A 12,622-nucleotide genomic window follows, 5' to 3' on the forward strand; every position below is an offset into this window, starting at 1 on the left:
GTGTCAGAGAAAAAGCAACAATTATGGAAAGATTGGCGTATACATCTGATTGTCTTGGGGATTGTTTTAATCGCTGAAGCAATTGGCACATTTCAACTACCTATCGGAATAGGCGTTATCATGTTATTGCCTATGCTTTACGCAATTATTATTGGATTAGGATTATATTTCACCCCCGTCGTAAAAGAAAAGCAAGCAAAAAGTGCAGAATCACTCATTTTTATCGCTGTCAGCTTACTTATCGCTAAATTCGGTGTTACAATTGGCCCGGCTATGGACACAATTATTGAGGTTGGACCCGCATTAATTCTTCAAGAAATTGGTAACTTAGGTACGATACTCTTTGCATTGCCAATTGCTATCTTACTAGGATTAAAACGTGAAAGTATCGGGATGACCCATTCTGTCGCACGAGAACCAAACGTTGCCTTGATTATGGACAAATATGGACTTAATTCTCCTGAAGGTCGTGGGGTTATGGCGATTTATATATTTGGAACTGTCTTTGGAGCAGTCTTCATGGGGATCATTTCCGGAGTTCTCGCAACAATTACACCTCTCCACCCACTTTCCTTTGCAATGGCTTCAGGGATTGGTAGTGGAAGTATGATGGCAGCAGCAACAGGTTCTTTAGTAGCAGCATTTCCTGATTTTGAACAAGATATCGTGGCACTAGCTGGGGCAAGTAATTTGATCTCTACAGGTATCGGTCTTTATGCAAGTATATTCATTGGACTCCCGCTTACAGAGAAACTTTATCTAATTCTTTCGAAAAATAGAGATAAAAGGGCCAGTTCGAAGGTCAAAGTGGAGGCGAAATAATGTTACGAAATATTCAAGAGTGGAGTTTAGTTTTGGTTATTATCGGTATTATCACCTTAGTTGGAAATTGGATTGGTTATGATGTCTTACCGTTTCAAGCTTTGCCTGGAATGATTGTTCTTATTCTTATTTCTCTAGTTGGTTTAATTCTTAATAAGCTAATCCCACTTCAAATCCCAGCAATAGCCTATATCTCATTCATTGCAATTATCGTTTCCATGCCAGGCGTGCCTGGATCAGAACTTGTTGTCAAATGGACGACAGATGTGAACATACTTGCAATCACAACACCAGTATTAGCCTATGCAGGAGTTGCCATTGGTGGATCATGGGCAGATTTTGCGAAAATGGGCTGGAAAAGCATCGTTGTTGGTATGTGTGTGTTGACCGGAACTTTTCTCGGTTCCGCTCTTATTGCCGAAGTGATTTTACGCATGCAAGGAATTATTTAACTATTCTAAAAAACTGAAAATGTATTTGAACAATAACCCGATAAGGCGGCACTTATCGGGTATTTATGTTTTATATAGAACATCGATTTTGGTTGTAACCATAAACAAGTTTCCTTTTTGCTGTTGGATACAATTATATTGCATTTTGCAGCCCTATCACTAGACTGGAAATGGCACACTAAGCTTCCTAGCTCATGAAGTAGTATTATAGAACTTCGCATTCTTTAGCCGCCTGGGAGATCGATTTATATGTTCAATCCATAAAATAAAGGAGCATCATAGCTCCCAAGGTGGAAATTCATTATTTTTTTGTTTCTCATATTCTTTCATCCTAGAATATGGGGTTGCTAGCGTAGATAAGATGAAACCTTGAGGGTTGGTTGTTTTCATATGACCATTTAGCTCTTGGATTTTACTTGTTGCAAACATGTTTGCAACTCGAGCTAGATTTTCAATCGTGTCCATTAATTCTGGATTGTCATTGTAATAACCTTTAGCAATCGAGTTAATATAATCAAGTTTATTACTGATTAGTTTTAGTGTTTTGATATCAAAATGTTCACTTTTCATACGATTCCACTCCTTATTAATAAAGCATATGGAATTATGGGGAATGTGGAACGAGAAAAGTATGAAAAGATGTTTTTTATCCAAGAACAGGATTTCCTTCGTATTATCATTTTAAAATGGACAATGAGCGGGGGATTGCCAAAGGAATTTATAGTGAGAAAAGATAATTGTTAGGATGAATTAGAGTAACTTGCTCGTGATGGAAAATGAACGAAACAGCTCTTTCATGTGTTATTTTCATGAAGCAGTGAAAAGGTAAGCTTGCGATTACTTTTATATAGTAACAAGGATGAAGAAATGAGATGAATGTTTACTCAATGTTTTGTTTATGGTTTGATGCAGGGTTTTTATTAGGTTTTGGTAGTAAATTCTTTAATTTATTTTTTAAATAATCTTTAATCATGTCACGAATACGCTTTTGTTTTTTGTCACGGTTTTTCAAGAAAGCCGCCCTCCTTAAATGAAGTTTTCATTTATGCACTTATTATAACGTTATTTAATCTAATAATCTAATTACGACTTTTTTGATTCGTTCAATTTAAAAGGATTCATCATATCGTATGAATTAAGATGAAACATGTTGTGAAGTATTTTAACTAATTGATTTGAAAAAGAGAAGAAGGATAACCCGAAATGATGATTAGGAGTTATCCTTTTTCCATTTGCTTTTATCTGGAGATATTTCTTCAGAAGCTTCAGTCTGATAGTGGAAATTGTTCGTTTGTACATAAGATTCCTTTTCTCTTATCACATTTGACATCATGTATTTATGGAAAAACCAATTAATAATCGCTACCCCTATTGATAAAATAAAGGATACGAGAAACAAATTATTTTCATTATAAGTGATATTAGCTAGATAAAACCAAGTTAAAATCATTGCTGTTGCAAAATCGGATATAGTGGCAGTTAGGTTATTTGTTCTCGGAAGGAGCAATAAATCACCAAGAATATAAGAGACAATCCAAATTAGGAGCGTTAGTGTAAGTACATTTCCGATAGAATAGTTAAAAAATAATCCAAGAATAATATAACTGAGAACAAGTACAGCGATTAATTTAATTGCTAAAGCCTTAATATGTCGCACACAAATCACTCTTCCTTTTTAACGGTTATGATTTACTTAAAATCAGATGATTATGCATGGAAAATAAATCAATGGGTTTCTCTTTTGTAATGTAGATATCCGATTATTCATTAGAGAATATAGCGCTATTAATAATTTGTGGTTGGGGATAAGTAATGTTAAATTTACACTAAGATCCTTGAAGTAATACGCGAAACATAAAAGAAAATGAAGCTGTCTATTGTCGGTTTTGGAGTAAAATGGTGGTAGTTTAGTAAACTAGTTTACAAATTAATTATTTTAATATAAGATGAAAAGGTAGATTTTTAGCTTAATCTTTATAAAAGAGCGGGGAAACCATTTTTGCAGATGTTTCTGCTAGGGGTGAATTTTGAAAATAAAAGGGCATTTATGTTTCCATGACCTAACCCGACAGCTAACCTCGTAAGCGTCTTAGAGGGAACAATACGTGAATGTTCACGTTAAACGGACACCAAAGTGTCTTTTTTTTTGACAACAAATGAAAATAGATTTTCTTTGTTCGTCCTAGTTATCTTGTTTCCCTACCCAAGAATACTTGTTTTTTATCAATGATAGAAGGGAAGGAAGTAAATGAAGAAGATTAAATTAAGTCTAGCCAGCCAAATTTTTATTGGTTTAATTTTAGGAATAATTGTCGGAGCTATTTTCTATGGTAGTGTGACTGCACAAAGTTATTTGCAGCCGCTAGGAGATATTTTCCTCCGTTTAATTAAAATGATCGTCGTACCGATCGTCTTTTCAAGTATTGTCGTAGCTATTGCAGGTGTTGGAGATTTAAAATCAGTTGGTAAACTAGGTGGTAAGTCATTATTCTACTTTATCGTTGTCACGATGATTGCGATTGGAGTAGGGCTTGTATCTGCAAACATCTTTCAGCCTGGTGCAGGTTTAAATATGAACGAACTAGAAAAAAGTGATATTTCGAACTATGTGAAGACAACAGAATCGGAAGAAGGCAAGTCTTTCATTGAGACAATCGTGCATATTGTTCCTTCAAATCCGTTTCAAGCGATGGTTGAGGGTGATATGCTCGCAATCATTTTCTTCTCAGTGATGTTTGGGATTGGAATTGCAGCGATTGGTGAAAAAGGGAAGCCAGTCCTTCAATTCTTCCAAGGTGCTGCAAATGCAATGTTCTATGTAACGAATGTCATTATGAAATTCGCTCCTATTGGTGTATTTGCCTTAATCGGGGTAACAATTTCTAAATTCGGTTTAGCATCACTTATTCCATTAGGGAAGTTAGTCATTACTGTTTATGGGACAATGATTTTCTTTGTGATTGTGATTTTGGGACTTATTGCAAAATTCGTAGGCTACAGTATATTTAAGTTAATTAAGAACTTGAAGGAAGAGTTAATTCTCGCGTTCTCTACAGCGAGTTCTGAAACAGTTCTTCCGAGAATTATGGATAAAATGGAGACAGCGGGATGTCCGAAGCACGTAGCGACTTTTGTTATTCCTACAGGTTATTCATTCAATCTTGATGGTTCTACATTATACCAAGCATTGGCGGCATTATTCATTGCACAAATGTACGGGATTGAAATATCTGTTATGGAGCAAATTACGTTAATGTTGGTCCTAATGGTTACATCTAAAGGTATTGCAGGTGTCCCAGGTGTATCATTCGTTGTCCTATTAGCAACATTGGGCACAGTCGGTATACCGTTGGAAGGTTTAGCGTTTATCGCTGGGATTGACCGTATTCTTGACATGGGTCGTACAGCAGTTAATGTTGTTGGTAATGCCCTTGCTGCAATCGTTATTTCGAAATGGGAGGGGAATTTTAATCCTCCGGTAGAAGATCAAGTACAAAAAGCATCATAAAAGGAAAAATCCAGAACATGTAGCTGTTCTGGATTTTTCTTATTTCAACGTTTCGGTTCAATCTTATGAAATTGATAGGGAATGTAGTAAAATAGATAATAATGTGGTGAAATTTATGTATTTGATGATTCAAGAAATAGCTTTGTATGAATCAATCATACATCATCTTACATTAACACATGTTTTTGAACAAAATACGAACTGTTCATGACTCACTTGTGGTTGGGGTGAGACATCCGAAAATAGTATGTTTGCGTAGTAATGATAAAGATGAAATACAAGGGGGAGCTAGTTTGAGTAGTCATAAAAAATTAGGCTTGGTTCTGGACGTAGAGACGACTGGGTTAAGCCCATATGCTGATGAAATCATTGAGTTAGCGATGAAGTTATTTTCATTTAACGAGGTTTCTGGTGAAGTATTGGAAGTGATTGACGAGGTCACGTTCCTTCGCGAGCCGATGTCTGTGAGTGCAAGACAGAACTACGAACATGCATATGAAATACATGGAATTTCGTTCGAAATGGTAGCGGGGAAAAGTTTCGATGATGAAAAAATTGCGCAGTTCTTCAATCGTACAGATGCTATTTTTGCCCATAATGCATCGTTTGACCGTAGTTTTTTAGTTCAAATGTACCCGGATGTCAATCAGCTGAAATGGTATTGCACGATGAGGGGTGTTGCATGGAAGGATTATGGCATGTATAACAGTAAGTTGTTGACATTGTTGAAGTACTACGGGATAACAGATTATCAATCACATAGGGCAATGGACGATATTACTAATTTGCTAAAGCTTATCAAAAAGGGAAATCCGTATGGTGACTTATTTTTACAGGAAATACTTACACGCGGACCGATGAGAAAATATAAGCCTGCTGCTCGACAAGTACAACGAAAGTCGGTTTATAAGTTTTAAGTTAAGCTGGTATTAGTTAGATATAATACCAAAGAATATGTTAGATACATGGGGATGAAAAAACATAAGATCTGCATGCAAGATTGGAGATAGACAAGTGAATGACATCATAAATTTTATGAAAAGCAAAGGTTTTACAAGATTTCTAACGTTAGCAATCTTGATTGCCATTCTTTACAGTATGGGGAGTATGGTGAATCTAGTCCTTTTTACGTTTATCTTTACGTTTCTAATGGGGCGACTTCAGAATCGATTGTCAGCCTATGCCAATAAATATGTGAGAATTAACCCGAAGCTAATTCTAGCGTTATTATACACACTACTTGTCATTGCACTTGCGTATGTGTTGTATAAATACCTCCCAGTGATCACTTTGCAGATTACCGAATTAGTAAGGCAAATCTTCCACTTTTATAAACATCCACCAGACATCCAAGCGATTCATTATATTAAAGATCTAATCAATAATCCTGAAACAAGCTTCAATATACCGAAACAATTCAATACTGTGTATATTTACATATCTGGAATCGGTTCTATCGCAGTTCAGGCACTTATTTCAATTATTTTAAGTCTGTTTATTCTGCTTGAAAAGGATAAAATTTTACGTTTTACTGCTAAATTTAAATATGGGAAGTTTGGTCAGTTTTTTCTTAACATCGAACATTTTGGGAGGAAATTTACAAATTCATTTGGAAAAGTAATTGAAGTTCAATTTATGATTGCTGGGACAAATGCCCTACTCTCGACTTTATTTTTGTGGATCCTTGGATTTCCACAGCTAATTGGGTTAGCAATCATGATCTTTTTCCTCGGCTTAATTCCAGTAGCTGGTATGATTATTTCATTAATACCACTCTGTATGATTGCCTATAGTGTCGGCGGCATCACAAAAGTTATCTGGGTTTTGGTTATGATTGCAGTCATTCATGCAATTGAGGCCTATTTTCTCAATCCTAAATTCATGTCGGTCAAAACAAACCTTCCTACATTTTTTACCTTGGCAGTCCTGTTACTATCCGAGCATTTTCTTGGAATTTGGGGATTGATTATCGGTATACCAATATTTATCTTTATCATCGATATGCTAGAAATTCCTGAGGATGATGTACTTCCGAATAATTTTGAAGAAAAATAAAATAGTAGCATGGAAAAAAGGTAGTGATTTTTAAAATCACTACCTTTTTTGTGCTTTAGCAAAAGTATCCACAAGAGCACTCACTACTTGTTCCCTATTTCTATATGTGTCTTAAATGAAAAGACAAAACAGTCGATAAAAGATCTAAAAGCACAGGACTGTACAATGTTACCAAAAATTGTAAAACAATAACTAGTAACCGAATGGAAGAAAACGGGAATGCATTTTACGAACTACATGAGAAATGGATGGAAATCAGTGATATTTGATGATACGATTCAAAAGTGGAGTGAGTATTTGTTTTAGGTGATGTATACTACCCTTATTTGCGGAAACAAAGCTATTGCTTTGGATATTGAACCAAAATAGAAAAGGAGACATCAAATGTTAATGGATTGGAATAATTTAAATTACATAGCAATAATCGTTGGCGGAGTTTTGTATATGTTATATGGAACGATCTATTATTCAGTGTTATTATCAGATAAAAAAGGGAGCAAAAATAAGGAATTTATCGAGAATCAAAGCGAGGGTTCAGCGAAATATGTTTTCTCAGTTATTATTGCATTTATAAATTCATTTTTGGTGGCTTTACTAGTTCAAGCAAGTGGCGCTGACAATTGGTTGGAAGGGGTAGGCGTAGGACTCATCATTGGTATACTCATTTCGATTGTTTATCTGAAAAATTCGTTATTTGGACTTATATCTAAAAAGGCATTTTTGATTGCCATTGGAGACCATCTCATTATTTTTTCATTACTGGGCGGCCTGCATGGTCTATTCATTTAAAAAATAAAGCTCAAGAGTAGACTTCGACTACTACCGTAAGTGGTATTTGGTACGATAAAACAGGACAAATGTCTAATAAAAACAGGCGCTTTTCTCTAAAATGGAAAGCGCCTGTTTTAATGACGGACAGATTGTTGAGTAATAGAAGGTAGTTGGGTTCTTCTCTCTTCATTCACACATTTAATTACGAGAAAAAGTCCTTTAAAATGTTCTTCAATCGTGTGAATAATGAAACCGGCATTTTGAAGTAATTCAACCGTGTTTTGATTTAATCGGCACCCTTCAGATACTTTTGACCAAACGGGTGTAAGTGCATCTTGAAGTGGCCCAAATTTAGAATGGTTTAATCTTACATGTTCAAAAAGAAGCACTTTACCATCTGGTTTACAAACACGCTGCACTTCTTTTAATGCCCTTTCAGGATTAGGGATCGTACAAAAAACAAGAGTTCCGACTACCGTATCAAATGTATGATCAGCAAAAGGTAGTTTTTCAGCCTTTACCAAATGAGTCTGAATCGGTATTTCACTTTTATCTAATCGTTTTAGAGATTTTTTTCTCATATAGTGATCTGGTTCAATCGCATCTACGTGTAATGCCAATTGATAAAAGGGAAAGTTTACTCCTGTTCCAGAACCAATCTCTAAAACCCTGCCTTTTGCTTTACCAATAAGACTTTTTCTTATCTTTTTAAATTTAGTTTGTTCAATCGGTGCCAAGACCATATCATAAAGCCGTGCAAACCATTTTCCCATTTTGCTTTACCTCTAATTACATCTATGATGTGCTCTTCTTAAAGTTAAGATTGTCCAAATCAAAATGATATAGGAGACATCATAGGTGCATTCTAATATTCTCAAAGATATTATAGGCTTCGTGTCGGTAATTATTTTTCATCGACAACTTCTTTCAGTATTTCATAGGAGCGTTTTTGTTTATCTTGATCATAAATATAAGAAACGGCCATAATTTCATCGACATTATACTTCTCTTGAAAGTTTGTTAACTGTTGTCGGATCGACTTTTTACTTCCTATGAAAGAAACTCGTCCCATCGATAACATTTCTTTTTCCATTGGATTCCAGTATTCATCCATATTGTCAACAGGAGGACTTAACGGCATAGTCGAACGTCGGATAAAATTGAGGAAGAACCGGTACATTGAAGAGGATAATAATTTAGCTTCTTCATCTGTTTCTCCTGCAATGACATTCAAACATATCATCATATATGGTTTGTCTAGATATTCAGACGGTTCGAATCGCTGACGATAAATTGATATCGCTTCTTCCATTTGTTGTGGTGCAAAGTGGGCAGCAAATGCATAAGGTAAGCCTAATTTTGCAGCTAAATAAGCTGAATCAGTTGAAGAACCAAGTATATAAATTGGCGTATTTGTTCCAACACCAGGAAAAGCTTTTACATGACTTTGCTTATTTTCAGGTCCAAAATAAGTCAGTAATGATTTAACGTCTTCTGGGAAAGTATAAATAGAATCATTTGTTGAACGTCTTAGTGCATTTGCAGTCATCATATCTGTACCAGGTGCTCTACCAAGACCTAAATCAACACGATTTGGATAAATCGTCGCCATCGTACCAAATTGTTCGGCTACTACTAATGGGGAATGGTTCGGCAACATCGTACCGCCAGACCCAACGCGAATATTTTCAGTCTGTTCTAACGTATGTTTAATTAAAATGGACGTTGCCGAACTTACGAGGGTTGATGAATTATGATGTTCAGCAATCCAAAATCTTTTATACCCCAACTTATCAGTCGCTTGCGCAAGATCGATCATTGAATCAATTGCTTGTTTAGGGCTTTGTTCTTCACGTATAGGCGCTAGGTTTAAAACAGAAACAGGGATATTTATATTTACCATTACTATTCGTCCTTTCTTTATATCGTCTTACTTAAATAATACCAAGACAAATCTAAATTCCAAACTTAAATGCTTATGGTTGATTTGTTAATTTTAGTTATGGAAAAAGTTTTTTCTCCATTTATTTCAAGACTTCGAGAAGATGATAAAGGATAAGTGGAGGATAAACTGTCCATGAAAGCTAAGGTAAGTCTTGCTAACTATCAGTGGGGGAGAAGGAAAATCCCCACTGATGGAAGTTTCGTTTTATCTATGTAAGTGGGTTCAAATATAGTATAGGAATAGAATGAAGAGAGCCATCATATGATGGGCTCTCTTCAATTTAGTGTTTTGATTGATTGTTATAATAATAGTAATTTTCATTTGCAAATTGTAACGCGTTAATTTCAGTAATACGTTCTTTATAAGGTGATTTTTTATCCCATTCTTAAGGGGAAGTAATACTCCTACCTCATGATTCAAGAGAAGCAAAGAAGATAGGTAAGAGATAACTGCCCGTAAGATCCGATAAGTCTCACTTTATCAGATTCGAAATGATGTACTACCCCATTTAACGGATTATGGAAAAATTAATGTTGCAAGGCAGACCTTTCAATCATTAATCATTGCCCTAACAACCATTTTATACGATCAGATGAACCCAAATAATGTAGTACTGTAAAAAACAAGAATATAAAGCTATATACCCTAAAATCGCTATAGAAAAACGCTATAAACCCTGCACTAAAAATGATGAATTCAATCATCAATCTAGTAAATCCACTTATCACTACAACTGCCTCTCCGCTTCTACTTGGATCGCCTGGTACAGCAAATACACCCCAAACAATCATGACTAAAGCAGGTAAAATAAATACTAAAGCGTATCTTAAAAATCCATTGAAATGTGTCCAAGCAAACATTCCAATGGAAAATAGGGCAGCAATTTCGAGCAAAAATCGCAATAATAAATTATATTGATTCATTCGATACACCTCCTTAAACTTATATTGTTTTGAATCTATTAATTCAAAACCTCTACGGTACATATATTACTGCCCTTTGACGTGAAGCAAACGTTGAATGATTTATGAAACGATAAACTGCATCCATAGCTAGATAACAGTCTCCCTTCATTGATGTTAATAGGGCAAACCAATCTTGATGATGGAAGATTAAATAAAAACATCTTGAAACAAGTAGGTAATTTATTTTGATGTGAAATTCTAGTCTATTGGTTATAAATCAATGAATATTTTTTAATAAAAAATCCACATGCTCAAGAGCAGAGCTTTTTAATTCATCATAAGATAAAGGAATCCTCAAGTTAAAAGAAATAAAACCATGAATTGACAAAAACAAAGAATATATTTGACTAAGTGAAATGTGAAATTTACTAACTTCTTGGACAAACCTCTTATAGCTTTCATCTGAAGCTGGATGATTAAGAAAAGAGTTATCCTTATTCATAAACATAATTTCATAGTGATAAGGATAAGTAAGTCCAAATTCAATAAAACCAAGCAAAATTTCCTTAAGACTATGCTCATTGCAAACAACTCGATCTAACGTTTGATTTAATAAATCAAAATCTTTGGTAAGTATTTCAGAAAATAAATCCGTTTTATTTTTGAAATGGTAGTAAATGGATCCGTGACTGTACCCAAGTTCTTTTGCAATATCTCGCATCGAGACCTGCTGGATTCCTTGTGAAGAGAACAAAATCCTAGCTACATTTAAAATTTTATCTTTGGAAAGTTCATGTTCGACTACTCTTCTTGGTGACATAATGAGCCCCCTTCTATAAACAATCAACGTTAGTAGATAATTTTAGACTATGCTTTTAAAAAACAAAAAACACTAAGAAAATACCTAAGAATACTTTATTGTGTTATAACTTGTAAACTCTTTAATCCATACATTAATGGACTCTGTAGGGGTTCGATATTCATTTTATCTTTAAGTTGCATAGTTGGAAATCGTTTTACTAATTCAGATAATACAAGATTTGCTTCAAGACGAGATAATGGGGCACCTAGACAAAAATGAATACCACTACCAAATGCTAAATGCGAATTTGGAGTCCGGTGTAAATTAAACTCGTCTGCTTGATCAAATTGGTTTTTGTCTCGATTTGCTGAGCCAATCCATAAAGCTACTTCATCACCTGCTCTTAATGTCTGTCCGCGTATAACGATATCTTCTTTTACGATTCGAGGTATAGCATGAACTGGTGAACGGTAACGTAATGTTTCTTCAATTGCTTTTGGTATTAAATCAGGATTTTGTTTAATTTGATTAAATACTGATTGATCTTCTAAAAAACAATACATTGTATTCGTAATGAGGTTTGTTGTGGTTTCATGCCCTGCTATTAATAAAAGAATTGAAAAACCAATTATCTCTTTATCGGATAATTTAACACTGTCTTCTTCAACCGCAATAAGAACGGAAAGAATATCATCTTGAGGATGACTTCGTTTCTTCTCAATAATTTGGGAAAAGTAATTTGACAGATCTTTAAAGCCTTGATACATCCTTTTTGTATTCTCTTCAATAGATTCTTTGGAGTTATCCTTAGGACCTGATACGATTGAGAGTGTCCATTCCCTGAATTTGTCCATGTCACTATAAGGTACACCAATGATTGATGCAATAACAGTTAGAGGTAATGGAAATGCGATTGTCTTAACAATGTCAAATTCACTTTTATCATTTATTTTTTTAAGTAATTGTTCGATATTCGCTTGTATGTGTGGTGTCCATGATTGAATAGTTCTAGGGGTAAAAGCTTTGTTAACCAATGTTCGCATTTGTTTATGTCTCGGTGGGTCCATTGCGATAATACTATTAGAAGTTGGAATGTTATTATTTCTTCTTTCCGACGAAAATACTTTTGGATTTTTTAAAATTTGGATTATGTCCTCATATAAAAAGATATCCCAAATTTTCGTATTTTCGTCGTATAAAATAGGTGATTCTGCTCGCATTTTTTTATACCAATCAAAACGGCCTTCCCAGACTTCTTCTTTAGTTCGAAATACATTTCGAAGTAGGATATTATTTCCCTTTTGTTTATTCATAGTTACATCAATCCCTTCCTTTTTTATTGACCATCGTTCAATTAATTAA

14 protein-coding genes and 1 riboswitch are annotated in these 12,622 nt (G+C 34.7%); of the genes, 6 read left to right on the plus strand and 8 right to left on the minus strand.

From position 1 onward, the window contains the following. Both K9V48_RS10125 and K9V48_RS10130 read left to right on the plus strand, forming a co-directional pair. On the plus strand, positions 1-822 hold the full coding sequence (locus K9V48_RS10125) for a DUF3100 domain-containing protein (protein WP_224138853.1): 822 nt from the start codon (positions 1-3) through the stop codon (positions 820-822). Continuing rightward, positions 822-1,274, plus strand: a complete 453-nt coding sequence (locus K9V48_RS10130) for a hypothetical protein (RefSeq protein ID WP_224138855.1) — start codon at positions 822-824, stop codon at positions 1,272-1,274. The genes K9V48_RS10125 and K9V48_RS10130 overlap by 1 nt, the downstream gene beginning before the upstream one ends. A gap of 276 nt (positions 1,275-1,550) precedes the next feature. Here K9V48_RS10130 and K9V48_RS10135 read toward each other — a convergent pair whose 3' ends face one another. The 3 genes from K9V48_RS10135 to K9V48_RS10140 all read right to left on the minus strand — a co-directional run bounded on the left by K9V48_RS10135 (position 1,551) and on the right by K9V48_RS10140 (position 2,931). Continuing rightward, positions 1,551-1,844, minus strand: coding sequence for a hypothetical protein (locus K9V48_RS10135; protein ID WP_224138857.1), 294 nt, complete (start codon positions 1,842-1,844; stop codon positions 1,551-1,553). Positions 1,845-2,154: 310 nt separating this feature from the next. Further along, the gene (locus tag K9V48_RS29045) at positions 2,155-2,286 is read right to left on the minus strand and encodes a hypothetical protein (protein WP_263432789.1); all 132 of its coding nucleotides are present in this window, start codon (positions 2,284-2,286) and stop codon (positions 2,155-2,157) included. Positions 2,287-2,484: 198 nt separating this feature from the next. After that, on the minus strand, positions 2,485-2,931 hold the full coding sequence (locus K9V48_RS10140; RefSeq protein WP_224138859.1) for a YndM family protein: 447 nt from the start codon (positions 2,929-2,931) through the stop codon (positions 2,485-2,487). A 297-nt stretch (positions 2,932-3,228) separates the two neighbouring features. Continuing rightward, a riboswitch (cyclic di-AMP (ydaO/yuaA leader) is annotated at positions 3,229-3,376 on the plus strand. A 146-nt stretch (positions 3,377-3,522) separates the two neighbouring features. Between K9V48_RS10140 and K9V48_RS10145 the strand changes: the two genes are divergently transcribed. From K9V48_RS10145 to K9V48_RS10160, 4 genes are all read left to right on the plus strand, one after another. Further along, positions 3,523-4,782 carry a cation:dicarboxylate symporter family transporter gene (locus K9V48_RS10145; RefSeq protein ID WP_224138861.1) on the plus strand — a complete coding sequence of 420 codons (1,260 nt, stop codon included), beginning with the start codon at positions 3,523-3,525 and terminating at the stop codon, positions 4,780-4,782. A 293-nt stretch (positions 4,783-5,075) separates the two neighbouring features. Then, complete coding sequence (locus K9V48_RS10150) at positions 5,076-5,699, plus strand: exonuclease domain-containing protein (RefSeq protein ID WP_224138863.1); 624 nt, start codon at positions 5,076-5,078, stop codon at positions 5,697-5,699. 118 nt (positions 5,700-5,817) lie between these two features. Then, positions 5,818-6,837: an AI-2E family transporter gene (locus tag K9V48_RS10155; protein ID WP_224138920.1), complete on the plus strand. Its 1,020-nt coding sequence runs from the start codon at positions 5,818-5,820 to the stop codon at positions 6,835-6,837. A gap of 384 nt (positions 6,838-7,221) precedes the next feature. Further along, positions 7,222-7,626 carry a DUF1761 domain-containing protein gene (locus K9V48_RS10160; RefSeq protein ID WP_224138865.1) on the plus strand — a complete coding sequence of 135 codons (405 nt, stop codon included), beginning with the start codon at positions 7,222-7,224 and terminating at the stop codon, positions 7,624-7,626. Between the two features lie 116 nt (positions 7,627-7,742). Here the strand turns inward: K9V48_RS10160 and K9V48_RS10165 are convergent, their stop codons facing one another. The 5 genes from K9V48_RS10165 to K9V48_RS10185 form a co-directional block, all read right to left on the minus strand. Then, positions 7,743-8,381, minus strand: coding sequence for a class I SAM-dependent methyltransferase (locus tag K9V48_RS10165; protein WP_224138866.1), 639 nt, complete (start codon positions 8,379-8,381; stop codon positions 7,743-7,745). A gap of 131 nt (positions 8,382-8,512) precedes the next feature. After that, positions 8,513-9,511 (minus strand): LLM class flavin-dependent oxidoreductase, encoded by a 999-nt coding sequence (locus K9V48_RS10170; RefSeq protein ID WP_224138868.1) that lies wholly within the window; start codon positions 9,509-9,511, stop codon positions 8,513-8,515. Between the two features lie 602 nt (positions 9,512-10,113). Continuing rightward, positions 10,114-10,476: a YrdB family protein gene (locus K9V48_RS10175; protein ID WP_224138870.1), complete on the minus strand. Its 363-nt coding sequence runs from the start codon at positions 10,474-10,476 to the stop codon at positions 10,114-10,116. A 259-nt stretch (positions 10,477-10,735) separates the two neighbouring features. After that, entirely contained in the window at positions 10,736-11,278 is a 543-nt protein-coding gene (locus K9V48_RS10180; protein ID WP_224138872.1) for a TetR/AcrR family transcriptional regulator, read from the minus strand. A gap of 95 nt (positions 11,279-11,373) precedes the next feature. Further along, positions 11,374-12,573 carry a cytochrome P450 gene (locus K9V48_RS10185; RefSeq protein ID WP_224138874.1) on the minus strand — a complete coding sequence of 400 codons (1,200 nt, stop codon included), beginning with the start codon at positions 12,571-12,573 and terminating at the stop codon, positions 11,374-11,376. Positions 12,574-12,622 lie beyond the last annotated feature (49 nt).

It is taken from the genome of Metabacillus rhizolycopersici (assembly GCF_020075705.1).

Bases quoted from the DNA above. Each gene is read 5' to 3' on its own strand.
- K9V48_RS10135 (WP_224138857.1), bottom strand. From the start codon at position 1,844: ATGAAAAGTGAACATTTTGATATCAAAACACTAAAACTAATCAGTAAT.
- K9V48_RS10170 (WP_224138868.1), bottom strand. From the start codon at position 9,511: ATGGTAAATATAAATATCCCTGTTTCTGTTTTAAACCTAGCGCCTATA.
- K9V48_RS10165 (WP_224138866.1), bottom strand. From the start codon at position 8,381: ATGGGAAAATGGTTTGCACGGCTTTATGATATGGTCTTGGCACCGATT.
- K9V48_RS10185 (WP_224138874.1), bottom strand. From the start codon at position 12,573: ATGAATAAACAAAAGGGAAATAATATCCTACTTCGAAATGTATTTCGA.
- K9V48_RS10180 (WP_224138872.1), bottom strand. From the start codon at position 11,278: ATGTCACCAAGAAGAGTAGTCGAACATGAACTTTCCAAAGATAAAATT.
- K9V48_RS10130 (WP_224138855.1), top strand. From the start codon at position 822: ATGTTACGAAATATTCAAGAGTGGAGTTTAGTTTTGGTTATTATCGGT.
- K9V48_RS10175 (WP_224138870.1), bottom strand. From the start codon at position 10,476: ATGAATCAATATAATTTATTATTGCGATTTTTGCTCGAAATTGCTGCC.
- K9V48_RS10160 (WP_224138865.1), top strand. From the start codon at position 7,222: ATGTTAATGGATTGGAATAATTTAAATTACATAGCAATAATCGTTGGC.
- K9V48_RS10145 (WP_224138861.1), top strand. From the start codon at position 3,523: ATGAAGAAGATTAAATTAAGTCTAGCCAGCCAAATTTTTATTGGTTTA.
- K9V48_RS10155 (WP_224138920.1), top strand. From the start codon at position 5,818: ATGAAAAGCAAAGGTTTTACAAGATTTCTAACGTTAGCAATCTTGATT.